The organism is Rathayibacter sp. AY1B4 (genome assembly GCF_002932815.1).
GTDB lineage: Bacteria > Actinomycetota > Actinomycetes > Actinomycetales > Microbacteriaceae > Rathayibacter.
On sequence record NZ_PSWN01000007.1, the window covers coordinates 52,746 to 75,303 of the forward strand.

Here is a 22,558-nt window from a genome sequence, read left to right on the forward strand (position 1 = left end):
CTCCGCCGAGGCGATCCCGGACCGTCGAGGGAGCCACGGCCAGCGGGCCCCCTCGACGGTCCGGGGTTCCCCCCGCCGGGCACAGGCCGGTCAGGGCACGAAGCGGTAGCCCATGCCCGCCTCGGTCAGCAGGTGCCGCGGATGCGCGGGGTCGGGCTCGAGCTTCTTGCGCAGCTGCGCGAGGTAGAGGCGCAGGTAGCCGGTGTCGGTGACGTGCGCGGGGCCCCAGATCTCGGCCAGCAGCGATCGGCGGGTGACCAGCTTGCCCGCGTTGCGGATGAGGATCTCGAGCACCTGCCACTCCGTCGGAGTCAGCCGCACGGAGACGCCGTCCCGCGTCGCGCTCTTGGCCACCAGGTCCACGGTCACCTCGCCGATCACGACCAGCGGCTCGCCGTCGGCCGGCTGCACCCGCCGCGAGAGGGCCCGGATGCGCGCGAGCACCTCGTCCATCGAGAACGGCTTGGTGACGTAGTCGTCCGCGCCGGCGTCGAGCGCGCCCACCTTGTCGGCCGCGCCCGTCCGCCCCGACACCACCAGGATCGGCGCGCTCGTCCAGCCGCGCAGTCCGTGGATGACCTCGACCCCGTCGAGCCGGGGCATGCCGAGGTCGATCATGTAGAGGTCCGGATGCTCGTCCACCGCACGGTTGATCGCCTCGGTGCCGTCGCCGGCTGTCACCACGTCGTATCCGCGGGCGGTGAGGGTGATGCGCAGGGCGCGCAGGATCTGCGGGTCGTCGTCGGCGATCAGGATCTTCATGCGGCTCCTCCGGAGTCCTCGTGCGGGGCGGCGCCCGACCCGCCGTCGTGCGGGGCGGCCGGAGCGACGTGAACCGCAGGAGCAGCGGCAGCAGTCTCCGGCGCCAGCGGCAGCGTCACCACCATCGTCAGCCCGCCCCCCGGAGTGTCCTCCGTCTCGAGCGTGCCGCCCATCCCCTCCGTGAACCCCTTCGAGAGCGCGAGGCCGAGGCCCAGGCCCGTCAGGTTGTCGTCGTCGCCGAGTCGCTGGAACGGCACGAAGATCTCCGCGCGGCGCTCCTCGGGCACCCCGGGGCCGTGGTCGACGATCCGCAGCTGCGCGCTCCCGCCGAAGGCGCTGGCGGCCACGCGCACCCGGGTGCCGGACGGCGCGTAGCGGACGGCGTTCGCGAGCAGATTGACCACGACGCGCTGCAGCAGAACCGCGTCGGCGAGCAGCGCCGGGCCCTCCGGATCGAGGTCGAGGTCGACCTCGCCGGGTCCGAGACCGAGCTCGTCGAGCGCGGGGAGCACCACGTCGGCGGCGTCGAGCGGAGCGAGCGCCACGGCGAGCGCCCCCGCCTCCAGTCGCGTCACGTCGAGCAGGTCGGTGACCAGCGCGGCCAGCACGGTGAGGCTCTCGTCGGCGGTGGCGAGCAGCTCCTCCCGGTCGCGCTCGCTCCAGACCACCTCGGGCGAGCGCAGTCCGCTGACGGCCGCGGTGGCCGCGGCGAGGGGCCGGCGCAGGTCGTGGCTGACGGCCGAGAGCAGGGCGCTGCGCACCCGGTCGGTCTCGGCCAGCGGAGCGAGGGAGCTGGCCGTCTCGCTGAGAGCCGCGTTCTCGAGCACCGAGTCCAGCTGGGCGGCGACGACCTGGAGCAGCCGCCGCTCGCTCCCCTCCAGCTCGCGGCCGTGCAGCTCGAGCACCGCGCCCTCGCCCACCGCGATGCGCGCGGGATCGCCCTCCGGCTGCGGCTCACCGTCCGCCGCGACGAGCTCGCCGCCGCGCAGCAGCCGCACGCCGGTCAGCCCGAACGCCTCGCGCGAGCGCTCGAGGATCGCCTGCAGCGCCCCCTGCCCGCGGATCACGCCACCGGCGATCGTCGCCAGCAGCTCCGACTCCGCCCCCGAGCGCTTGGCGGCCCGCGCCCGCCGGGCCGCGCGGTCGACCACGGCGCTGACGAGCGCCGCGTTGAGCACGTAGAGCACCAGCGCCAGCGCGTGCAGAGGCTCGTCGACGGTGATCGTGTAGAGCGGATCGACGAAGAAGAAGTCGAGGGTCAGCCCCGAGAGCACGGCCGCGAAGAGGGCCGGCCAGAGCCCGCCGACCAGCGCGACCACCACCACCAGCAGCTGGTACGAGAGCACGTCGCTCGTGATCGACTCGTCGCTGCGGAGGCTCGAGAGCAGCCAGGTCACCAGCGGGCCGCCCACGAGGGCGAGGGCCAGTCCCAGGAGGCGGCGCCGCAGCGTCAGGGCCCCGTCGAGCCTCGGCAGCACCGCGGTGCGCCCGGCGGCGGAGTGGCTGACGATGTGCACGTCGATGTTGCCGGACTCCCGGATCACCGTCGACGCGGTGCCGGGCGTCAGCGCCGAGGCGAGGCGGCTCCGCCTGCTCACGCCGATCACCAGCTGCGTCGCGTTCACCGAGCGGGCGAACTCGACCAGCGTGCGCGGCACGTCCTCGCCGACCACCTGGTGGTAGCTGCCGCCGAGCTTCTCGACCAGCACCCGCTGCGCCTCGAGCACGTGCGGGCGTGGGGTGCGGAGGCCGTCGGGGGTCACCACGTGCACGGCGAGCAGGTCGCCCCCGGAGGCGCGGGCCGCGATCCGCGCGCCGCGCCGCAGCAGGGTCTCCCCCTCCGGCCCGCCGGTGAGGGTCACGACCACGCGCTCGCGCGCCTCCCAGGTGCTGTCGATGCCGTGCTCGACGCGGTAGTCGCGCAGCGCGCTGTCGACCTCGTCGGCGAGCCAGAGCAGCGCGAGCTCGCGCAGGGCGGTCAGGTTGCCGAGCCGGAAGTAGTTGGACAGCGCCGCGTCGATGCGCTCGGGCGGGTAGACGCGGCCGTCGGCGAGGCGGTCGCGCAGCGCCTGGGGCGCCAGGTCGACGACCTCGATCTGGTCGGCGGCGCGGAGGACCGCGTCCGGGATCGTCTCGCGCTGCGGCGCTCCGGTGATCGCGTGCACCACGTCGTTGAGCGACTCGATGTGCTGGATGTTCACGGTCGAGAAGACGGTGATGCCGGCGTCGAGGAGCGTCCGCACGTCCTCCCAGCGCTTCTCGTGCCGGGAGCCGGGGGCGTTGGTGTGCGCGAGCTCGTCGACCAGCGCGACGTCGGGCCGGCGGGCCAGCACCGCGTCGAGGTCCATCTCGTCGAGCAGCACGCCGCGATGCTCGACGGCCCTCCTCGGCACGACCTCCAGCCCCTCGACCATCGCGGCGGTGGCGGAGCGGCCGTGCGTCTCGACCACGGCCACCACGACGTCGCGACCCTCGGCGGCGAGCCGGCGGCCCTCCTCGAGCATCGTGTAGGTCTTGCCCACTCCGGGCGCGGCTCCGAGGAGCACGCGCAGGCGGCCCTTCGTCATGCTCCCGGCCTCCCCTCGTGCTCGCGGCTCCGGGGCGTCCCGGGCTCGCGGGACCGGCGTCGATCCGCTCGATCGGACGGTCCCGACGAGCCGATCGCGATTCTACGAGCCGGAGGCGCCACCGGAGCGGTCACAGCCGCGCGAGAGCGGCGTTGAGCTCGAGCACGTCCACCGTCGGCTCGCCGAGGTACCCGAGCTCGCGGCCCGCGGTGTGCTCCTCGACCAGCGCGCGCACGGCGCTCACGTCGAGCCCGCGGGCGGCGGCGACGCGGGGCGCCTGCAGCTGCGCGTAGGCGGGGCTGATCGCGGGGTCGAGCCCCGAGGCGGAGGCGGTCAGCGCATCGGCCGGCACCGCGGCCGGGTCGACGCCCTCGAAGGCGGCGATCGCGGCCCGGCGCTCCTCGACGGACGCGACCAGGTCGGCGTTCTCGGGGCCGAGGTTGCTGCCGGTCGAGGCCGCGGCGTCGTAGCCCGCGGCGGAGGGACGCGACTGGAACCACTCCGGCAGGGGCGCTCCGTCGGCGTCCGTGAACGACTGGCCGATCAGCGACGAGCCGATCACCGCGCCGTCCTGGCGCAGCAGCGAGCCGTTCGCCTGGGCGGGCAGGGCGAGCTGCCCGATCCCGAGCACCGCGAGCGGGTACGCCGCTCCCAGCAGCACGGTGAGCACGATCATCGCGCGCAGCGCGACACCGTAGGGACGGAACATGGTCTCTTCTCTCTGTCTTCGGTGGTCGGGTCGGGCGGGTCAGAAGCCGGGGATCGCGGCGACGATCAGGTCGACGAGCTTGATCCCGAGGAACGGAGCGATCACTCCGCCCAGCCCGTAGACCAGGAGGTTGCGGCTGAGGATGCGCGAGGCGGCGACCGGGCGGTACGCCACTCCCCGCAGCGCGAGCGGGATCAGCACGACGATCACCAGCGCGTTGAACACGATCGCCGAGAGGATCGCCGAGGCCGGCGAGTGCAGCTGCATCACGTTCAGCACCGCGAGCCCGGGGAAGACCCCCGCGAACATCGCCGGGATGATCGCGAAGTACTTCGCCACGTCGTTCGCGATCGAGAACGTGGTGAGCGCGCCGCGGGTGATCAGCAGCTGCTTGCCGATCCGCACGATGTCGATGAGCTTGGTGGGGTCGGAGTCGAGGTCGACCATGTTGCCCGCCTCCTTCGCCGCCGAGGTGCCGGTGTTCATCGCCACGCCCACGTCGGCCTGCGCGAGGGCCGGGGCGTCGTTGGTGCCGTCGCCGGTCATCGCGACCAGCGCGCCGCCCTCCTGCTCGCGCCGGATCAGGGCGAGCTTGTCCTCGGGGGTCGCCTCGGCGAGGTAGTCGTCGACTCCCGCCTCCGCCGCGATCGCCTTCGCGGTCAGCGGGTTGTCGCCCGTGATCATCACGGTGCGGATGCCCATCGCGCGCAGCTCCGAGAAGCGCTCGGCGAGCCCGTCCTTCACCACGTCCTTCAGGTGCACGACGCCGAGCAGGCGGGCGCCGTGGGCGTCCTTCACCGCGACGACCAGGGGCGTGCCGCCGCTCTCCGAGACACCGTCGACGAGCACCGTGAGGCGCGCCGCGACCGCGGACGGCAGCGGCCCCTCCTCCTCCACCCAGGCGCGCACGGCCGAGCCGGCGCCCTTGCGGATGGAGGAGCCGTCGGGGAGGTCGAGCCCGCTCATCCGGGTCTGCGCGGTGAACGGCACCACGGCGGCCTGAGCGGGCTCGACGGCGGGACGGCCCGAGTCGCCCGCGAGGTCGACGATCGACTTCCCCTCGGGTGTCGGGTCGCTGAGCGAGGAGGAGGCGGCCGCGTCGACGAGGGCGGCCTGCGCCACTCCGTCGAGCGGGAGGAACGCCACCGCGCGGCGGTTGCCGTAGGTGATCGTCCCCGTCTTGTCGAGCAGGAGCGTCGTGACGTCGCCCGCCGCCTCCACGGCCCGGCCGGACATCGCGAGCACGTTGCGCTGCACGAGCCGGTCCATGCCGGCGATGCCGATGGCCGAGAGGAGGGCGCCGATGGTGGTCGGGATGAGGCAGACGAGCAGGGCGACCAGCACCGGGACGCTCACGGAGGCTCCCGCGAACGAGGCGATCGGGTTCAGGGTCAGCACGACCACGACGAACACGATCGAGAGGCTCGCCAGGAGGATGTCGAGCGCGATCTCGTTCGGCGTCTTCTGCCGAGACGCGCCCTCGACCAGGCCGATCATCCGGTCGACGAAGGTCTCGCCCGGCCGGGAAGTGATGCGCACCACGATCCGGTCCGAGAGCACTCGCGTGCCGCCCGTCACCGCACTGCGGTCGCCTCCGCTCTCGCGGACGACCGGGGCCGACTCGCCCGTGATCGCCGACTCGTCGATGGAGGCGATGCCCCAGACGATGTCGCCGTCGCCGGGGACGAGGTCGCCCGCCTCCGCCACGACCACGTCGCCCAGCTGCAGCTCGGCCGAGGAGACCTCGACCAGGCGGGCCGACAGGGCGGAGGGGTCCGCGGGGTCGTAGTCGGCCACGCGCCGGGCCGGAGTGCTGGTCCGGGTGGCGCGCAGGCTCTCGGCCTGCGCCTTGCCGCGGCCCTCGGCCACCGACTCCGCGAGGTTCGCGAACACCACGGTGAGCCAGAGCCAGATCGCGATGCCGGCCGTGAAGGTGACGGGCACCGTCGATCCGCCCGACTCCTCCGGCCCGCCGAGGAACGGCTCGGCGATCGCCAGCACCGTCGTCAGCGCGGCGCCGACCTCGACGATGAACATGACGGGGTTGCGCCACATCAGGCGCGGATCGAGCTTGCGCAGCGCTCCGGGGAGCGCGGCGGCGAGCTGGCGCGGCCCGAGGGCGGCGCGGGCGGGGCGCGCGGGTTCCGCGGGGGCCTCGGTGAGTGCAGTGGTCATCGGAGTCGCAGTCCTTCCGCCAGGGGGCCCAGCGCGAGTACGGGGAAGTAGGTGAGCGCGGTCACGACGACCGTGACGCCCACGAGGAGGCCGACGAACTGCGGCCGGTGGGTGGGCAGCGTGCCGGCGCTGGAGGGCACCGGCGACTGCGCTGCGAGCGAGCCGGCCAGGGCGAGCACCAGCAGGATCGGGAGGAAGCGGCCGAGGAGCATCGCGGCGCCGAGCGCCGCGTTCAGCCAGGGCGTGTTCGCCGTCAGCCCCGCGAACGCCGAGCCGTTGTTGTTGGACGCGGAGGTGAAGGCGTAGAGCACCTCCGAGAGCCCGTGCAGCCCGGGGTTCAGGATCGACGTGCTCTCCACGTCCTCCCGCACCGCCGGGATCGCGAAGCTCAGGGCCGTGCCTGCCAGCACGAGCGTCGGCGTCACGAGGATGTAGAGGCTCGCGAGCTTGATCTCGCGCGGGCCGAGCTTCTTTCCCAGGTACTCGGGCGTCCGGCCGACCAGCAGCCCGCCGACGAACACGGCCAGCACCGCGAGCACGAGCATCCCGTAGAGGCCCGAGCCGACGCCGCCGGGGGCGACCTCGCCGAGCATCATGTTGAGCATCGGCAGCATGCCGCCGAGCGCGGTGAAGGAGTCGTGCATCGCGTTGACGGCGCCGGTCGAGGTGAGCGTCGAGGCGGTCGCGTAGAGAGCGGAGCCGGCGATGCCGAAGCGCGTCTCCTTGCCCTCCATCGCGGCTCCGGCGGCCTGCGCCGCGGATCCGCCGCCCGCCGCCTCCAGCGCGGTGAGGGCCGCGAGCGACACGACGAAGATCGTCGCCATCGCCGCGAGGATCGCGCGGCCCTGCCGCACGTCGCCGACCATCCGGCCGAAGGTGCGCGGCAGCGAGAACGGGATCGCGAGGATCAGCGCGATCTGCAGCAGCGACACCCACGCCGAGGGGTTCTCGAACGGATGCGCGGAGTTGGCGTTGAAGTAGCCGCCGCCGTTGGTGCCGAGCAGCTTGATCGCCTCCTGCGAGGCCACCGCGCCGCCCGGGATGCTCTGCTCGCCGCCGGTGAGGGTGGTCACCGTCAGCGGGCCGTTCAGGTTCTGGATCACGCCGCCGGCGATCATCACGACCGCCGCCACCACCGCGAGGGGCAGCAGGAGGCGCAGCGTGCCGCGCACGAGGTCGACCCAGAAGTTGCCGAGCGTTCCGGAGGAGCGGCGCGCGAATCCGCGGATCAGCGCCACCGCCACGGCCAGGCCCACGGCCGCCGAGACGAAGTTCTGCACGGCGAGGCCGCCGAGCTGCACCGCGAAGCCGAGGGTCGCCTCCGGGGAGTAGGACTGCCAGTTGGTGTTGGTGACGAACGAGACGGCGGTGTTGAACGCCAGCCCCTCCGGCACCGCGGGCAGGCCGAGGGAGCCGGGCAGGACCGCCTGGAGGCGCTGCATCCCGTAGAGCAGGAGCACGCCGACGAGCGAGAAGGCCAGCACGGCCCGGAGGTAGGCGCGCCAGCTCTGCTCGCCCGCGGAGTCGACGCCGATGAGGCGGTAGACGCCGCGCTCGAGCGCGAGGTCGCGCGTCGAGGTGTAGACGCGGAACATGTGGTCGCCGAGGGGGCGGTGGAGGAGGGCGACGGCCAGGCCGACGGTCGCGACCTGGAGGACGGCGAGGAGCGGATCCATCAGAAGCGCTCCGGTCGGATCAGGGCCGCGACGAGGTAGACGACGGCGGCGAGCGCCAGCACGGCCGCGAGGGCGTCGAAGACGATCACCGGCCCGCCTCCTTCTCGCGGGTCCCGCGGGTCGCCGAGGGGGGCGGTCCGCCCAGCCGCTCGACCCCCTTCGCGGCGAGAGCGATGAGCGAGAAGAGGGCGAGCACGCCGAGGACGTAGGCGAGGTCGAGCACGGAGGACTCCATCCGGGGAGCGGACGACGCCCGGGACCGGACGCCTGCCGGGAAGCGGCACAGGAAGCGATGCAACACCTCGCGGGGGCCCCTCGGAGCGGTCCTCACGGTTCCCCTACGGCCCGGCCCGGAGTCCTCGCGTTTCCCTCACGCGGACGGCGGCGGGCGCCCGGCGGAGGAGCGCGAGCCGGGCGGGAGCCGAGCGGTGAGAGCGTTCTCCCCCAGCAACGGCGGGGGTCGACGTCCCGAAGATCACATTTCGGCATCGCCTGGACAAATTCGCCGCCCGCGCTTTACTCCCCCCGATCGAAGGAATATGTTCTCTCCGTGGACAAAGCCCCTCGGGGCTCTCCCGCCCTCCCGGGCGACGACACGACGACGTGCGCCACACGTGCACGCCTCTTGTCGTCCTCTCCCTCGGACACTGCTTTCAGAGAGGAATGCACTCCATGAAGTTCTCCCGCGGCATCACCACGCTGGCCGCCGCCGGCATCATCTCCCTCGGCCTCGCGGCCTGTTCCGCGAGCCCCGCCAACTCCGGAGGCGCCGCTGCCGGCGCCGGCGCGGAAGGCGACTGCACCGTCGGCATCTCGATGCCCACGCGCAGCCTCGAGCGCTGGATCAACGACGGCGAAGGCCTCCAGTCGCAGCTCGAGGGCGACGGCTGCACCGTCGACCTCCAGTACGCCGACAACAAGACCGATCAGCAGATCTCGCAGATCCAGAACCAGATCGCCGGCGGCTCCAAGATCCTGGTCATCGCCGCGATCGACGGCGAGGCGCTCGCGCCCGTCCTCGCCGAGGCGAAGAAGCAGAACGCCACCGTCATCGCCTACGACCGTCTCATCAACGGCACCGCGGACGTCGACTACTACGCGACCTTCGACAACTACAAGGTCGGCCAGCTCCAGGGCCAGTACATCGAGTCGACCCTCGACCTGAAGAACGCCGCGGGTCCCTTCACCCTCGAGCCCTTCGCCGGCAGCCCCGACGACAACAACGCGAAGTTCTTCTTCTCCGGCGCGTGGGACGTCCTGCAGCCCTACATCGAGAGCGGCAAGCTCACCGTCCCCTCGGGCAAGTCGCCCGCGTCGGACGACGACTGGGCCTCGATCGGCATCCAGGGCTGGGCCTCCGACAAGGCGCAGTCCGAGATGGACAACCGCCTCTCCTCCTTCTACACCGGCGGCCAGAAGGTCGACGTCGTGCTCTCCCCCAACGACAGCCTGGCCATCGGCATCGAGGCCTCGCTGAAGTCGGCCGGCTACACCCCCGGCGCCGACTACCCGGTCATCACCGGCCAGGACGCCGACAAGGCCAACGTCAAGGCGATCCTCGCCGACGAGCAGTCCATGACGGTCTGGAAGGACACCCGCACCCTCGGGGACCGCGTCTTCCAGATGGTGCAGTCGATCGTCGCGGGCGAGGAGCCCGAGGTCAACGACACCGAGACCTACGACAACGGCGAGAAGGTCGTCCCGTCCTACCTGCTGGAGCCGCAGGTCGTCACGAAGGACGACGTGCAGTCGGTCCTCGTCGACTCCGGCTTCCTCAAGGCCGGCGACGTCGGACTCTGATCCGTCGGGCGGGGGCGGGGAGGAGCGATCCTCCCCGCCCCCGCCTCCCCGTCCGCACACCACTCCCCCCCAACGAAGTGAGGCCCTGTTGGCCAGTCCCATCCTCATCATGCGCGACATCGTCAAGGAGTTCGGCGGCGGCGTCCGCGCCCTCGACGGCGTCTCGCTCTCGGTCCAGCCCGGCGAGGTCCACGCCATCTGCGGCGAGAACGGCGCCGGCAAGTCGACCCTGATGAAAGTCCTCTCCGGCGTGTACCCGTACGGCAGCTTCGAGGGCACCATCGAGTTCGAGGGCGAGGAGGCGCAGTACCGGTCGATCAACGACAGCGAGGCCGACGGCATCGTGATCATCCACCAGGAGCTCGCCCTCAGCCCCTACCTCTCCATCGCCGAGAACATCTTCCTCGGCAACGAGAAGTCGACCCGCGGCGTCATCAACTGGAACGCGACCAACGCGGAGGCGGCCAAGCTGCTCGCCCGCGTCGGCCTCGCCGAGAGCCCCGCGACCAAGATCCTCGAGCTCGGCGTCGGCAAGCAGCAGCTCGTCGAGATCGCCAAGGCCCTCGCCAAGGAGGTGAAGCTCCTCATCCTCGACGAGCCCACCGCCGCCCTCAACGACGAGGACAGCGACCACCTGCTCGGCCTGATCGACCAGCTCCGCAAGCAGGGCATCACCTGCATCATCATCAGCCACAAGCTGAAGGAGATCCGCGCCATCGCGGACACCGTCACGATCATCCGCGACGGCCGCACCATCGAGAGCTTCCCGATGGCCGGCGAGGAGGCGTCCGAGAGCCGGATCATCCGCGCGATGGTCGGCCGCGACCTCAACAGCATGTTCCCGCCGCGCGACCCGCAGATCGGCGAGGAGAAGCTGCGCGTCGAGAACTGGACGGTCCACCACCCGGTCGACATCAACCGCGTGGTCGTCGACGACGCCTCCTTCACCGTCCGCGCCGGCGAGATCGTCGGCTTCGCGGGCCTGATGGGTGCCGGACGCACCGAGCTCGCGATGAGCATCTTCGGGAGGAGCTACGGCACCGGCATCTCCGGCCGCGTCTACAAGGACGGCAAGGAGATCCAGACCCGCACCGTCGACGAGGCGATCCGCAACGGCCTCGCCTACGCGACCGAGGACCGCAAGCGCTACGGGCTCAACCTCATCGGCGACATCACCGTCAACGTCTCGGCCGCCGCGCTCTCGCGCCTGGCCCGGCTCGGCGTGATCGACAAGCACCGCGAGTACAAGGTCGCCGACTCGTACCGATCGAAGATGAACATCAAGGCGCCGACCGTCTCGGCCGTCACGGGGAAGCTCTCCGGCGGCAACCAGCAGAAGGTCGTCCTCTCGAAGTGGATCTTCTCCGGTCCCGACGTGCTGATCCTCGACGAGCCCACCCGCGGCATCGACGTGGGAGCCAAGTACGAGATCTACGGGATCATCAACGAGCTCGCGGCCCAGGGCAAGGCGGTCGTCGTCATCTCGTCCGAGCTGCCCGAGCTGATCGGCCTCGCCGACCGCATCTACACCATCTCCGAGGGACGGATCACGGGCGAGATCGATCGCGCCGACGCCACCCAGGAGCACCTCATGCACTACATGACCGCCGGAAAGGAACAGGCCCGATGAGCGCCACGACCACCACAGCGCCGGCGGACACGCCCGCCAACACGCCCTCCACCCCGCCCAAGCGCTCGCGCCGGCTGAACATCAACCTCCGGCAGTACGGCATCCTCGCCGCGCTGGCCATCATCATCCTGCTCTTCCAGGTGCTGACCGGCGGGCGCCTGCTCCTGCCCGGCAACGTCAACAACCTGATCCAGCAGAACGCCTACGTGCTGATCCTCGCGATCGGCATGGTGATGGTCATCATCGCCGGCCACATCGACCTCTCGGTCGGCTCGGTCGTGGCGATGGTCGGCGCCATCTCGGCGATCGCGATGAACAACTGGGGCCTGCCCTGGTGGGCGGCCGTCGTCGTCGCCCTCGTCACCGGCGCCGCCGTCGGAGCCTGGCAGGGCTTCTGGGTCGCCTTCGTCGGCATACCGGCGTTCATCGTGACCCTCGCGGGCATGCTGATCTTCCGCGGCTTCACCCTCGTCCTCCTCACCGGCGGAACGATCAACGGCCTCCCCACCGAGTTCACCGCGATCGGCGCCGGCTGGCTGCCGGGCGTCCTCGGGGGCATCGCCGGCCGCGACGCGCTCACCCTGGTCCTCGGCCTGATCGTCTGCGTCGTCCTCGTGGCCCAGCAGCTCCGCAGCCGCGCGACCCTCCGCCGCCTCGAGCTGCCCCGCGAGCCCATCGGCTCGCTGGTCGCGAAGTCGGCCATCGCCGTCGTCGCGATCATGGCCCTCTCCTGGCTGCTCGCCGGCTACAGCGGAACCCCGATCATCCTGATCGTGCTCGCCGTGCTGATCCTCGCCTACAGCTTCGTGCTCGGCCGGACGGTCTTCGGTCGCCACATCTACGCGATGGGCGGCAACCTGTTCGCCGCGATGATGTCCGGCGTCAAGACGAAGTGGGTCAACTTCTTCATCTTCGTCAACATGGGCGCACTGGCCGGAGTCGCGGGCATCGTCAGCACCGCCCGCGCCGGCGGTGCGGTCGCCTCGGCCGGACAGAACTACGAGCTGGACGCGATCGCCGCGGTCTTCATCGGCGGCGCCGCCGTCCAGGGAGGCGTGGGCACCGTCGTCGGAGCCGTCATCGGCGGACTCGTGATGGGCGTGCTCAACATGGGCCTGTCCATCCTCTCGGTCGACGCGGCCTGGCAGATGGCGATCAAGGGCTTCGTGCTCCTGCTCGCGGTGGCGTTCGACATCTTCAACAAGCGCCGCGCCGGCGGCCGCTAGGCGAACGCCGGGCGCCGCCCAGCGGCGCTCCTCGTCCTTCTCTTCTACAGTTCTCGGGCGCGGCTTCTCCTCGGGGGAGCCGCGCCCGAGTGCATCCGAGACCCGTCGGGGTCCAGCGACAGGCAGGCGATCATGGCAGGAGCAGTCGGAGCCTCCAGCAACGCGCTGCTGCGCCGCACGAACCTCGCGAGCCTCGCGACCCTGGTGCACCGCTCCGGTCCCACCAGCCGCGCCGAGCTCGGCCGCCTCACCGGGCTGAACCGCTCCGCCGTCGCGAACCTGGTCGGCGAGCTGAGCGAGCTCGGCTGGGTGGCGGAGGAGACCACCGCGCCCGACGGCCGCATCGGCCGCCCCAGCGCCACCGTCGTCCCCGGCGACCGGTTCGCGGCCGTGGGCGTCCACCTCGACACCGACGCGATCATCGTCGGCCTCGTCGGCCTGCACGGCGAGCTGCTGCGCCGCGTCCGCTTCGACACCCCCAAGCCCGCGAGCCCGGCCACGGTGGTCCGCGTCGTCACCGGAATCGTCGAGGGCTTCCGCTCCGAGCGGGAGTCGCTGCGCACGCTGGTCGGCGCGGGCGTCGCCGTCCCCGGCCTCGTCCAGGCCGACTCCGGCTTCGTCCACCGCGCCCCGCACCTGGGCTGGCGCGACGTCGACCTCGCCACCCAGCTGAGCCGCGCCCTCGACCTCCCGGTCGCCGTCGGCAACGACGCGACCCTCGGCGCCATCGGCGAGTCCCTCTTCGGAGCCGCGCACGGCGTGGCCGACGTCGTCTACGTCACCGGCGGCGCGGGCGGCATCGGCGGAGGAGTCATCATCGGCGGCGTCCCGCTCCAGGGCTCCTCGGGGTTCGCGGCCGAGCTGGGCCACACCCTCGTCGCCACGAACGGCCGCCTCTGCGGCTGCGGCCGGCGCGGCTGCCTCGAGGCCGAGGTCCGGATGCGCTCCCTCCTCGACGTCCTCGGCGCCCGCGTCCTCGACCAGGACGAGCTCGACATCGCCCTGGGCACCTCCCGCGACCCCGCCGTCCTCGGCGAGGTCGCCCGCCAGGTCGACCTGCTCTCGGAGGGCCTGTCCACCTACATCAACCTCTTCAACCCCACCGCGGTCGTGCTCGGCGGCTTCCTCGGCTCGCTGCTCACCGTCGACCGCGAGCGCCTCGCCGCCCGCGTCTCGGCCCGCGCCCTGAGCGACCTCGCGCGCGGCGTGCGGATCGAGCGCGCGGCCCTGCGCTCGAGGCTGGAACTCGTCGGCGCCGCGGAGCTACCCTGGCGGCGGGCGCTGGCGGATCCCGCCGCCGTTACCGGGGGCGCACAGCCGCCGGGTGGGAGCAGCAGCCGCGAGGACGCTCTGGGCGCCCGCGCCTGACCCCGGCACTCGAGTGCCGGCACCGCGCCGAGGAGGACGAGCATGGCCGACTGGAACGACACGATCATCGAGGAGTTCCGCGCGAACGGCGGGACCGTGACCACGGGCGGCTTCGGGAGGAGCCTCGTGCTGGTGCACCACCGCGGCGCCCGCTCCGGCGAGGAGCGCGTGACCCCGCTGATGGCGCTGCACCCCTCCGAGGACGTCTGGCTGCTCGCCGCGTCCGCCGCCGGTGCGCCGAAGCACCCCGCCTGGTTCCACAACACGATCGCCCACCCGGACCTGGCGATCGAGACCCCCGACGACGGCACCGTCGACGTCCGGGCGCGCGTCCTCGCCGGGGAGGAGCGCGACGCCGGCTGGGCCCGCTTCACCACCGCCTCCGCCGGCTTCCTCGACTACGAGAAGCGCACCACCCGCATCATCCCGGTCGTGGAGCTCACCCGCCGCTGACCGCGGCTCGTCAGCGCAGCGGCACGGGCACCGTGTCCGGCGTGCTCCAGCGCAGCGCGATCCGCTCGCGGAAGCCGCCGCTGCGCAGCTCCGCCTCGAGCGCGTCGATCACCACGGGGAGCAGCGCGCGCCGCTCGATCAGCAGGTCGAGCACGAGCCGGTCGCCCGCCGTCAGCAGCACCGGGCCCGATCCGGGCAGCACCGCGATCCACTGGCACTCCCCCACCTGCACGCTCCGGTGCCGACGGAGGCGTCGGAGCAGCTCGGGCAGCGCCCGCGGATCGAGGGCGGACACGTCGGCACGGAGGGCGATCACTCCGCAAGCGTGCCCGCGCCGAACGACCTCCCGCCGACCTCCCGGTGAACACCGCGCCTCCGCGGGACGCCGTCCGCGAGAACGACACGACAGGAGCCCGCCCCGCGGCGCACCGCACCCGGGAACGGGAGAAGCCCTCGACCGGACATCCGATCGGGGGCTTCTCTCCGGTTCTCGTGAACTCTGGTGCGCGAGGGGGGAGTTGAACCCCCACGCCCTTTCGGGCACACGGACCTGAACCGTGCGCGTCTGCCTATTCCGCCACTCGCGCTCACCAGCGGCACCGAAGCGCCGACGAGAAATCGTAGCATCCCCCGGCCCCGGAGCCGAACCGGCACCCGCCGCCCCGGGTCGGAGCTCCCCCGGGAGCCGCCACCGGGCCGTGCCGGTGAGAGCGCGCACACGGCACTCCGGCCGCGAAACCACCGCGGAGGATCGCGCATCCAGACCATCCCAGTAACATGCCCGTAGCCGTGCGCGGCGCAGACCAAGAAGAGGAAGCGGCGACGGGCGCGCAGACATCTCGATCCGTGCGCGACCGCCGAGAAGGCGAAGAACCGGAAGATCGGAAGACTGTGGGCATACTGGACAACTTCGAGAAGGGACTCGAGCGCGTCGTCAACGGCGCGTTCGCGCGGACCTTCAAGTCGGGTCTGCAGCCGGTCGAGCTCGCCTCCGCCCTCCGCCGGGAGCTCGACACCACCGCCGCCGTGGTCAGCCGCGACCGCATCCTCGTCCCCAACAGCCTCGTCCTGCGGATGTCCGCGACCGACCTCGACCGGATGCAGCGCCTCGGCGCCACCCTGATCGACGAGCTCACCACCGTGGCCACCGAGCACGCCACCAAGCAGGGCTTCCGCTTCCCCGGCCCGATCGACATCTCCCTCGCCGTCGATCCGGCGCTCAGCGACGGCATGGTCGAGGTCGACTCCCGCAGCGTGAAGGGCACCGTCGCCTACACGCCCGTCCTCGACATCGACGGCCGGCGCCACCCGATCACGAAGGCGCGCACCGTCATCGGCCGCGGCAGCGACGCCGACATCACCGTCGACGACTCGGGCACGTCCCGCAAGCACGTCGAGATCCTCTGGGACGGCTCCCGCGCCCAGGTGCACGACCTCGGGTCCACGAACGGCTCCAAGCTCGACGGCCGGCCCGTCACGCAGGCGCCCCTGGCCCCCGAGCAGACCATCACGATCGGGCGCACCTCGATCGTCTACCGCGTCGTGCAGGGCTCCGCGCCCGCACGCACCGACCGCCCGTCGTCCGGCAGGGCAGCCGGACGCGGCTCCGAGGGATTCTGGGACGACCGGCTATGAGCGAGCTCACTCTCTTCCTCCTGCGCATCGCGTTCCTCGCGCTGCTGTGGTTCTTCGTGTTCGGCATCGTCTACGCGCTGCGCTCCGACCTGTTCGGGCAGCGCGTGCGCAAGCTGCCGCCCGGCGCGCAGGCCGCGTCCCCCGAGGCCCCGTTCGTGACGGCGGCCCAGCCCGTGGTCGCCGCGGCCGCCGCGGCTCCCACGCCCGCGCAGCCCGCCTCTCCGTCGGCCCCCTCGGCCCGGAGGAGCCGAGAGGCCGCCGCCGAGCGCGCCGAGCAGGGAGGCGCCGCCACGGTCCACACGGCGCAGCGCCTCGTGATCACCTCGGGCCCCAAGCGGGGCACCGAGCTCGAGCTGACCGGCGACCCGCTGACGATCGGCCGCTCCGCGGAGTCGACGCTGGTCATCCGCGACGACTACACCTCGACCCACCACGCGCGCCTGCTCCTCTGGAACGACGAGTGGATGATCCAGGACCTCGACTCCACCAACGGCACCTTCCTCGACGGCCGCCGCGTCGGCGCGCCCACCAAGGTGCCGCTGGACACGCCCGTGAAGGTCGGCACCACCACCTTCGAACTGCGGCGGTCGTAGCGCGTGGCCCCCACTCCGGAGAGCGGCTCCGGCCACGGCGCGGTGCGCGAGAGCGCCGCCGTCTCGCACGTCGGCAGGATCCGCTCGAACAACCAGGACTCCGGCTACGCGGGCCGGCAGCTCTTCGTCGTCGCCGACGGCATGGGCGGCCACGCGGGCGGCGACGTCGCCTCCTCCATCGCGATCAAGCGCATCGCGGAGGCGGACCGCGTCTACGCCTCCACCTACGAGGCCGAGGACGAGCTCAAGCGCACCCTGCTGGCGGCCAACACCCTGCTGGCCGACGCCGTGGTCGACCACCCCGAGCTCACCGGCATGGGCACCACCGTCAGCGCCATCGCCCGCGTCGGCGAGTCGGTGGCGATCGCGCACATCGGCGACTCCCGCATCTACGTCCTCCGCGACGGCCGGCTCGAGCAGGTCACGACCGACCACACCTTCGTGCAGCGCCTGGTCGACTCCGGCCGCATCACGGAGGAGGAGGCGATGACGCATCCGCGCCGCTCCGTCCTGATGCGGGTCCTCGGCGACGTGCACACCAACCCCGAGATCGACACGCTCACGCTCGAGACCGAGCCGCACGACCGCTGGCTGATCTGCTCCGACGGCCTCTCCGGCGTCGTCCCGCACGACGAGATCCTCAAGGAGCTCAGCCGCGACGAGACCGCCCAGCAGGTGGCCGACCGCCTGATCCGCGACAGCCTCTCGCACGGCGCCCCGGACAACGTCACCGTCGTCGTCCTCGACATCCCCGGGGCAGGCGACACCGCGCGCATCCTCGCCCCCGTGGAGGAGCCGGTGGTCGTCGGATCCGCCGCCGCGCCCACGCCCTTCAGCACCGACGACTCGCAGAACCGCGTCCGGATCCCCGGCCTCCGCCTGCACACCCGCGCTCCCGCCGCGCAGGGCCCCACCCACTTCGAGCCCGCGTCCGAGGACTACCTCGACGAGCTGATCGAGGAGGACCGCCGCCGGCACCTGCGCCGCCGCATCACCTGGCTCGTCGGCCTGTCCCTCGTGCTCATCATCGGATTCCTCGGGATCCTCTTCGCCTACGACTGGACGCAGTCGCGCTTCTACGTCGGCACCGACGGGGACACCGTGATCATCTACCAGGGCATCCAGCAGTCGGTCGGCCCGCTCTCGCTCTCGGAGGTGAACGAGGACACGGGAATCCCGCTCGACTCCCTCCGCGCCTACGACGTCGAGCAGCTGGAGCAGACGATCAGCGCCGACTCCTACGCCGGCGCGGTCGACATCGTCGAGCGCCTCACGGACGCGAACGGAGCACCATGACGGACGCCGCCACGGCCACCGCCCGCCCCGCCCCCGAGCGGCAGGGCTTCTTCCGCCAGAAGCTGCGCAATCTCGAGCTCCTGCTCCTGATCGGCGCATGCCTGATCGACGCCGGCGCGATCGTGCTCGTGCAGCTCGGCGCCCTCGGCTCGATCGACACCACGCTGGTCTCGCTGGGCGCCGGCCTCTCGGCGCTCGTGCTCGCCGTGCACGTCGTGCTGCGCTTCGCGGCCCCGGCGGCCGACCCCTTCCTCCTCCCGATCGCCACCGTGCTGAACGGCCTGGGCGTCGCCGAGATCTACCGGATCGACATCGCCGACGGCGCGACCGGCTGGGAGTCGGTGGCGGTGCGGCAGATCTTCTGGAGCGCCCTGGCCGTCGTGGCGGCGATCGTGGTGCTGCTGGTCATCCGCAACCACCGCGTGCTGTTCCGCTACACCTACGTCGCCGGGTTCGCGGCGATCGTGCTGCTCCTGCTGCCGCTCCTGCCCTTCATCGGCCGCGAGGTCAGCGGCGCGCGCGTCTGGATCGGGATCGGCGACGTGGCGAGCTTCCAGCCCGGCGAGATCGCCAAGATCGCCCTCGCGGTCTTCTTCGCCGGCTACCTCGTGCGCAACCGCGACTCCCTCTCGATGGTGGGCCGCACCGTCCTCGGGATGCGCTTCCCGCGCCTGCGCGACCTCGGCCCGATCCTGGTGGTCTGGGCGGTCACGATGGGCGTCATCGTCTTCCAGCGCGACCTGGGGACGGCGCTGCTCTACTTCGGCCTGTTCCTGGTCATGCTCTACGTCGCGACCGGGCGCACCAGCTGGGTCCTCATCGGCGTCGGCCTGTTCCTCGGCGGCGCGCTGCTGGCGAGCCAGACGCTCGACTACGTGGGCAACCGCTTCGCCAACTGGCTCGAGCCCTTCAGCGCCGAGCGCTACGGGGCGGATCCGGGCGGCAGCTACCAGCTCGTGCAGGGCCTCTTCGGCCTCGCGCACGGCGGGCTGCTCGGCACGGGCCTCGGCCAGGGGATGCCGGATCTCACGCCGGTCCCGCAGTCCGACTACATCATCGCCAGCCTCGGCGAGGAGCTGGGCCTCGCCGGGCTCTTCGCGATCTTCGGCCTCTACCTCCTGCTGGTCTCGCGCGGGTTCCGCATCGGCTTCGCCGGGCAGGACGACTTCGGGCGCCTCCTGGGAGTCGGCCTCTCGTTCGTGATCGCCCTGCAGTGCTTCATCGTCATCGGAGGCGTCACCCGCGTCATCCCGCTGACCGGCCTGACCACGCCGTTCCTCGCCGCCGGCGGCTCCTCCCTCGTGGCGAACTGGATGATCGTGGCGGTGCTGCTGCGCCTGTCCGACACAGTCCGCAGTCAGCCTCGTCTGGTGGTGTGATCCGTCGATGAACCGAGAACTCAAACGGGTGAGCCTCGTCGTGCTGACGATGTTCGTGGCCCTCTTCCTCTCCACCACCACCATCCAGGTGATCCAGGCCGACTCCCTCGACGAGGACGGCCGCAACACGCGGACCCTCTACGAGAGCTTCTCGACCGAGCGCGGTGCGATCCTCGCCGGCGGTCAGCCGATCGCCTCCTCGACGCCGTCGGACGACCTCTACAAGTTCCAGCGGCAGTACGCGAACGGCCCGCTCTACTCCGCCGTGACCGGCTACTTCACTCTGAACCAGGGCACCACCGGCATCGAGCGCACGCTCAACGACTACCTCTCGGGCACCTCGAACTCGCAGTTCTTCGACGAGATCAACAACCTCGTCACGGGCCAGGACCCGAAGGGAGCGTCGGTCGAGCTCTCGATCGACCCGGTCGCCCAGCAGGCCGCCTTCGACGCGCTCGGCGACTACACGGGGGCCGTCGTCGTGACGGAGCCGGCCACCGGACGCATCCTCGCGATGGTCTCGAAGCCCACCTTCGATCCCACCGCGCTGGCCTCCCACGACACCGACGACGTCCTCGCCGCCTACCGGGCGCTGAACGACGACTCCTCCGAGCCCCTCGTGAACCGTGCGATCGGCGGCTCGCTCAACCCGCCCGGCTCCGTCTTCAAGCTCGTCGTGGCCTCGGCCGCCCTCGAGTCCGGCCGCTTCACGGCCGACTCGAGCTTCCCCAACGTCGAGTCCTACACGCTGCCCGGCTCCTCGTCGCAGGTGATCAACTCCGGAGGCGGTCTCTGCGGCTCCGGAGAGACGGTCACGCTGGCCACCGCCGTCTCGCTCTCCTGCAACGTCCCGATGGCCGAGATGGGCGTGCAGCTCGGAGCGGACGCGATCCGCTCGCAGGCCGAGAAGTTCGGCTTCGACACCGAGCTCGAGATCCCGATGTCGGTCGAGGCGAGCACCTACCCGACGAAGACGGACGACGCCCAGACGGCCCTCACCGCCTTCGGGCAGTACGAGGTGCGCGCGACGCCGCTGCAGATCGCCATGGTCTCCGCGGCGATCGCGAACGGCGGCGAGGTGATGCAGCCGAACCTGGTCGACTCGATCCGCTCGCAGGACCTCAGCGTGCTGCAGCAGTTCCAGGAGAAGTCGCTCGGCCGGGCGGTGAGCACGCAGACCGCGGACGCCGTCAAGGCGATGATGGTCGCCAGCGTCCAGGGCGGCGCGGCGACGAATGCAACAATAGGGGGCGTCACTGTGGCCGGTAAGACCGGTACCGCCGAGAACGGCGGGGACGACCCGTACACCCTCTGGTTCACCGGCTTCGCGCCTGCGGACGACCCGCAGTACGCCATCACCGTGCTCGTGGAGAACGGTGGAGGGCTCGGCCAGACCGGGTACGGCAACCTGATCGCCGCACCCATCGGACAACAGGTACTAGAGGCGGTGCTGAACAAATGAGACCCACGACAGGCCTCACCTTCGGGGGACGCTACGAGCTGCAGTCCCGGATCGCCATCGGCGGCATGGGAGAGGTGTGGCAGGCGACCGATCTCGTCATCGGCCGCACCATCGCGATCAAGATCCTGAAGGACGAGTACCTCGGCGACCCCGGCTTCCTCGAGCGCTTCCGCGCCGAGGCCCGCCACGCGGCGCTGGTCAACCACGAGGGCATCGCCAACGTCTACGACTACGGCGAGGAGGACGGCTCGGCCTACCTGGTCATGGAGCTCGTCCCCGGCGAGGCGCTCTCGACCGTCCTCGAGCGCGAGCGCGTCCTCTCGACCGACAAGGTCCTCGACATCGTCGCGCAGACCGCGCTCGCCCTGCACGCCGCGCACGCCGCGGGCCTCGTGCACCGCGATGTGAAGCCGGGCAACCTGCTCATCACGCCGGACGGCCGCGTCAAGATCACCGACTTCGGCATCGCACGCATCGCCGACCAGGTCCCGCTGACGGCGACCGGCCAGGTCATGGGCACGGTCCAGTACCTGTCCCCGGAGCAGGCGAGCGGCCAGCCCGCCTCCCCCGCCACCGACATCTACTCGCTGGGCATCGTCGCGTACGAGTGCCTGGCCGGGCGCCGCCCCTTCACGGGCGAGTCGCAGGTCGCCATCGCGATGGCGCAGATCAACGACACCCCGCCGGAGCTGCCGGTCACGGTCGCGGAGCCGGTGCGCAACCTCGTCTACTCCTGCATCGCCAAGAAGCCGGCCGACCGCCCCGCCACCGCCGCGCACCTCGCGCGGGCGGCCCAGGCGCTGCGCTCGGGCGACGTGCGCGGAGCGGCGCTGGCCGTCCCCGCGGTCCTCAGCGACCTTCCCGCGACGCAGGCGACCACGGTCCTCCCCTCCAACCAGGGCGCGACGCAGGCGACCACGGTGCTGCCCTCCGGGGCGCTCGCGGCCGCGGCCGCCGCTCCGTTCGTGCCGATCGAGGAGCCTCTCGAGCCGGCCGAGGAGCCGCGCAGGCGCAGCCCCTGGACCTGGCCGCTGATCGCCCTCATCGTGATCCTCGCCGTCGTCATCGCGGGCACGATCTTCGCTCTGACGACCGGCGGGAGCAGCGACCCGGCCGCCTCCCCCACCGCGACGACCAGCACGGCCCCGTCGCCGACGCCGTCCGAGACTCCGAGCCCCACGCCGACGCCGACCTCCAACACGGTGGTCATCGACAAGGCCGACTACGTCGGGCGCTCCTTCGACGACGTCGAGACCGAGCTCGAGGCCCTGGGCATGGGCGTCCGCCGCGCGGACGGCCCGAGCGCCCCCACCGCCGAGCAGGTCGGACTCGTCGAGGACGTGAACCCCACCGCGAACGTGGTGAAGGGCACGACCATCGAGGTCTCCGTCTTCACCGAGGTCGCGACCCCGGACGCACCGACCGCCGTGCCGACCGTCACCCCCGCCGCCTCCAGCGTCGAGGCGGGCGCGACGTTCAACGTCACCTGGAGCAACTACAACCAGTGCCCGAGCGGAACCTCCGTGAGCGGTTACCGGGTGACCGCGACCGGTGAGGGCGCGAGCGTGACGAGCACCAACCCGTCGAACTCGACGACCGCGACGATCCAGGCCGGCACCACGGCCGGCACGATCGACGTCACGTACACCGTGCTCTGCGGCGAGTCGGAGTCGGCGGCCTCGCCCACCCTCTCCGTCACCGTCGAGGAGCCGGCTCCGACCCCGGCGCCGACCCCCACCTCGAAGGCGACCTCGACGCCCACCCCCTCCGAGTAGCGGCGGCGCGCCGGGTCGGGGCACCGCTCCGGCCCGGCGCCTCGCGGCCGTC

The 22,558-nt window shown here is 72.0% G+C and carries 19 protein-coding genes and 1 tRNA gene; 11 read left to right on the forward strand and 9 right to left on the reverse strand.

Going from position 1 to position 22,558, the window contains the following annotated elements; genetic code table 11:
• Positions 1–90 precede the first annotated feature (90 nt).
• The 7 genes from C5D66_RS06495 to C5D66_RS17100 form a co-directional block, all read right to left on the reverse strand.
• Complete coding sequence (locus tag C5D66_RS06495) at positions 91–762, reverse strand: response regulator (protein WP_104222647.1); 672 nt, start codon at positions 760–762, stop codon at positions 91–93.
• On the reverse strand, positions 759–3,329 hold the full coding sequence (locus C5D66_RS06500) for an ATP-binding protein (RefSeq protein WP_104255657.1): 2,571 nt from the start codon (positions 3,327–3,329) through the stop codon (positions 759–761). The genes C5D66_RS06495 and C5D66_RS06500 overlap by 4 nt, the downstream gene beginning before the upstream one ends.
• 130 nt (positions 3,330–3,459) lie before the next feature.
• On the reverse strand, positions 3,460–4,038 hold the full coding sequence (gene kdpC, locus C5D66_RS06505; RefSeq protein WP_104225770.1) for a K(+)-transporting ATPase subunit C: 579 nt from the start codon (positions 4,036–4,038) through the stop codon (positions 3,460–3,462).
• 39 nt (positions 4,039–4,077) lie between these two features.
• Entirely contained in the window at positions 4,078–6,213 is a 2,136-nt protein-coding gene (gene kdpB, locus C5D66_RS06510) for a potassium-transporting ATPase subunit KdpB (RefSeq protein WP_104255656.1), read from the reverse strand.
• On the reverse strand, positions 6,210–7,889 hold the full coding sequence (kdpA, locus tag C5D66_RS06515) for a potassium-transporting ATPase subunit KdpA (protein ID WP_104255655.1): 1,680 nt from the start codon (positions 7,887–7,889) through the stop codon (positions 6,210–6,212). The genes kdpB and kdpA overlap by 4 nt, the downstream gene beginning before the upstream one ends.
• On the reverse strand, positions 7,889–7,978 hold the full coding sequence (kdpF, locus tag C5D66_RS06520; protein WP_068209492.1) for a K(+)-transporting ATPase subunit F: 90 nt from the start codon (positions 7,976–7,978) through the stop codon (positions 7,889–7,891). The genes kdpA and kdpF overlap by 1 nt, the downstream gene beginning before the upstream one ends.
• Positions 7,975–8,124 (reverse strand): hypothetical protein, encoded by a 150-nt coding sequence (locus tag C5D66_RS17100; protein WP_181067891.1) that lies wholly within the window; start codon positions 8,122–8,124, stop codon positions 7,975–7,977. Before C5D66_RS17100 ends, kdpF begins: the two co-directional genes overlap by 4 nt.
• A gap of 437 nt (positions 8,125–8,561) precedes the next feature.
• On the opposite strand from C5D66_RS17100, the gene chvE reads away from it, so the two are divergent.
• The 5 genes from chvE (at position 8,562) to C5D66_RS06545 (ending at position 14,366) form a co-directional block, all read left to right on the forward strand.
• Entirely contained in the window at positions 8,562–9,689 is a 1,128-nt protein-coding gene (gene chvE, locus C5D66_RS06525; protein ID WP_374952918.1) for a multiple monosaccharide ABC transporter substrate-binding protein, read from the forward strand.
• 109 nt (positions 9,690–9,798) lie between these two features.
• Complete coding sequence (gene mmsA, locus C5D66_RS06530) at positions 9,799–11,319, forward strand: multiple monosaccharide ABC transporter ATP-binding protein (protein ID WP_104255654.1); 1,521 nt, start codon at positions 9,799–9,801, stop codon at positions 11,317–11,319.
• A complete protein-coding gene (mmsB, locus tag C5D66_RS06535) occupies positions 11,316–12,545 on the forward strand; it encodes a multiple monosaccharide ABC transporter permease (RefSeq protein WP_104255653.1) in 1,230 nt (409 codons plus the stop codon). Before mmsA ends, mmsB begins: the two co-directional genes overlap by 4 nt.
• A gap of 132 nt (positions 12,546–12,677) precedes the next feature.
• Positions 12,678–13,913 carry an ROK family transcriptional regulator gene (locus C5D66_RS06540; RefSeq protein WP_104222655.1) on the forward strand — a complete coding sequence of 412 codons (1,236 nt, stop codon included), beginning with the start codon at positions 12,678–12,680 and terminating at the stop codon, positions 13,911–13,913.
• 42 nt (positions 13,914–13,955) lie between these two features.
• Positions 13,956–14,366 (forward strand): nitroreductase/quinone reductase family protein, encoded by a 411-nt coding sequence (locus tag C5D66_RS06545; protein ID WP_104255652.1) that lies wholly within the window; start codon positions 13,956–13,958, stop codon positions 14,364–14,366.
• Between the two features lie 10 nt (positions 14,367–14,376).
• Here the strand turns inward: C5D66_RS06545 and C5D66_RS06550 are convergent, their stop codons facing one another.
• Positions 14,377–14,682: a hypothetical protein gene (locus tag C5D66_RS06550; RefSeq protein ID WP_104255651.1), complete on the reverse strand. Its 306-nt coding sequence runs from the start codon at positions 14,680–14,682 to the stop codon at positions 14,377–14,379.
• 184 nt (positions 14,683–14,866) lie between these two features.
• Positions 14,867–14,953, reverse strand: a tRNA-Leu gene (locus tag C5D66_RS06555).
• 304 nt (positions 14,954–15,257) lie between these two features.
• Here C5D66_RS06555 and C5D66_RS06560 point away from each other — a divergent pair.
• Genes C5D66_RS06560 through C5D66_RS06585 form a run of 6 tightly spaced genes read left to right on the forward strand, consistent with a single transcriptional unit; the run spans position 15,258 to position 22,506 of the window.
• A complete protein-coding gene (locus C5D66_RS06560) occupies positions 15,258–16,001 on the forward strand; it encodes a DUF3662 and FHA domain-containing protein (RefSeq protein ID WP_104222658.1) in 744 nt (247 codons plus the stop codon).
• On the forward strand, positions 15,998–16,594 hold the full coding sequence (locus C5D66_RS06565) for an FHA domain-containing protein (RefSeq protein WP_104222659.1): 597 nt from the start codon (positions 15,998–16,000) through the stop codon (positions 16,592–16,594). Before C5D66_RS06560 ends, C5D66_RS06565 begins: the two co-directional genes overlap by 4 nt.
• A 3-nt stretch (positions 16,595–16,597) precedes the next feature.
• Positions 16,598–17,890 carry a Stp1/IreP family PP2C-type Ser/Thr phosphatase gene (locus C5D66_RS06570; RefSeq protein WP_258063856.1) on the forward strand — a complete coding sequence of 431 codons (1,293 nt, stop codon included), beginning with the start codon at positions 16,598–16,600 and terminating at the stop codon, positions 17,888–17,890.
• Positions 17,887–19,269 carry an FtsW/RodA/SpoVE family cell cycle protein gene (locus tag C5D66_RS06575; protein ID WP_104225777.1) on the forward strand — a complete coding sequence of 461 codons (1,383 nt, stop codon included), beginning with the start codon at positions 17,887–17,889 and terminating at the stop codon, positions 19,267–19,269. The genes C5D66_RS06570 and C5D66_RS06575 overlap by 4 nt, the downstream gene beginning before the upstream one ends.
• A 7-nt stretch (positions 19,270–19,276) precedes the next feature.
• The gene (locus C5D66_RS06580) at positions 19,277–20,731 is read left to right on the forward strand and encodes a penicillin-binding protein 2 (protein WP_104232999.1); all 1,455 of its coding nucleotides are present in this window, start codon (positions 19,277–19,279) and stop codon (positions 20,729–20,731) included.
• Positions 20,728–22,506 carry a protein kinase gene (locus tag C5D66_RS06585; protein WP_104255649.1) on the forward strand — a complete coding sequence of 593 codons (1,779 nt, stop codon included), beginning with the start codon at positions 20,728–20,730 and terminating at the stop codon, positions 22,504–22,506. Before C5D66_RS06580 ends, C5D66_RS06585 begins: the two co-directional genes overlap by 4 nt.
• The last annotated feature ends 52 nt before the right edge of the window (positions 22,507–22,558 follow it).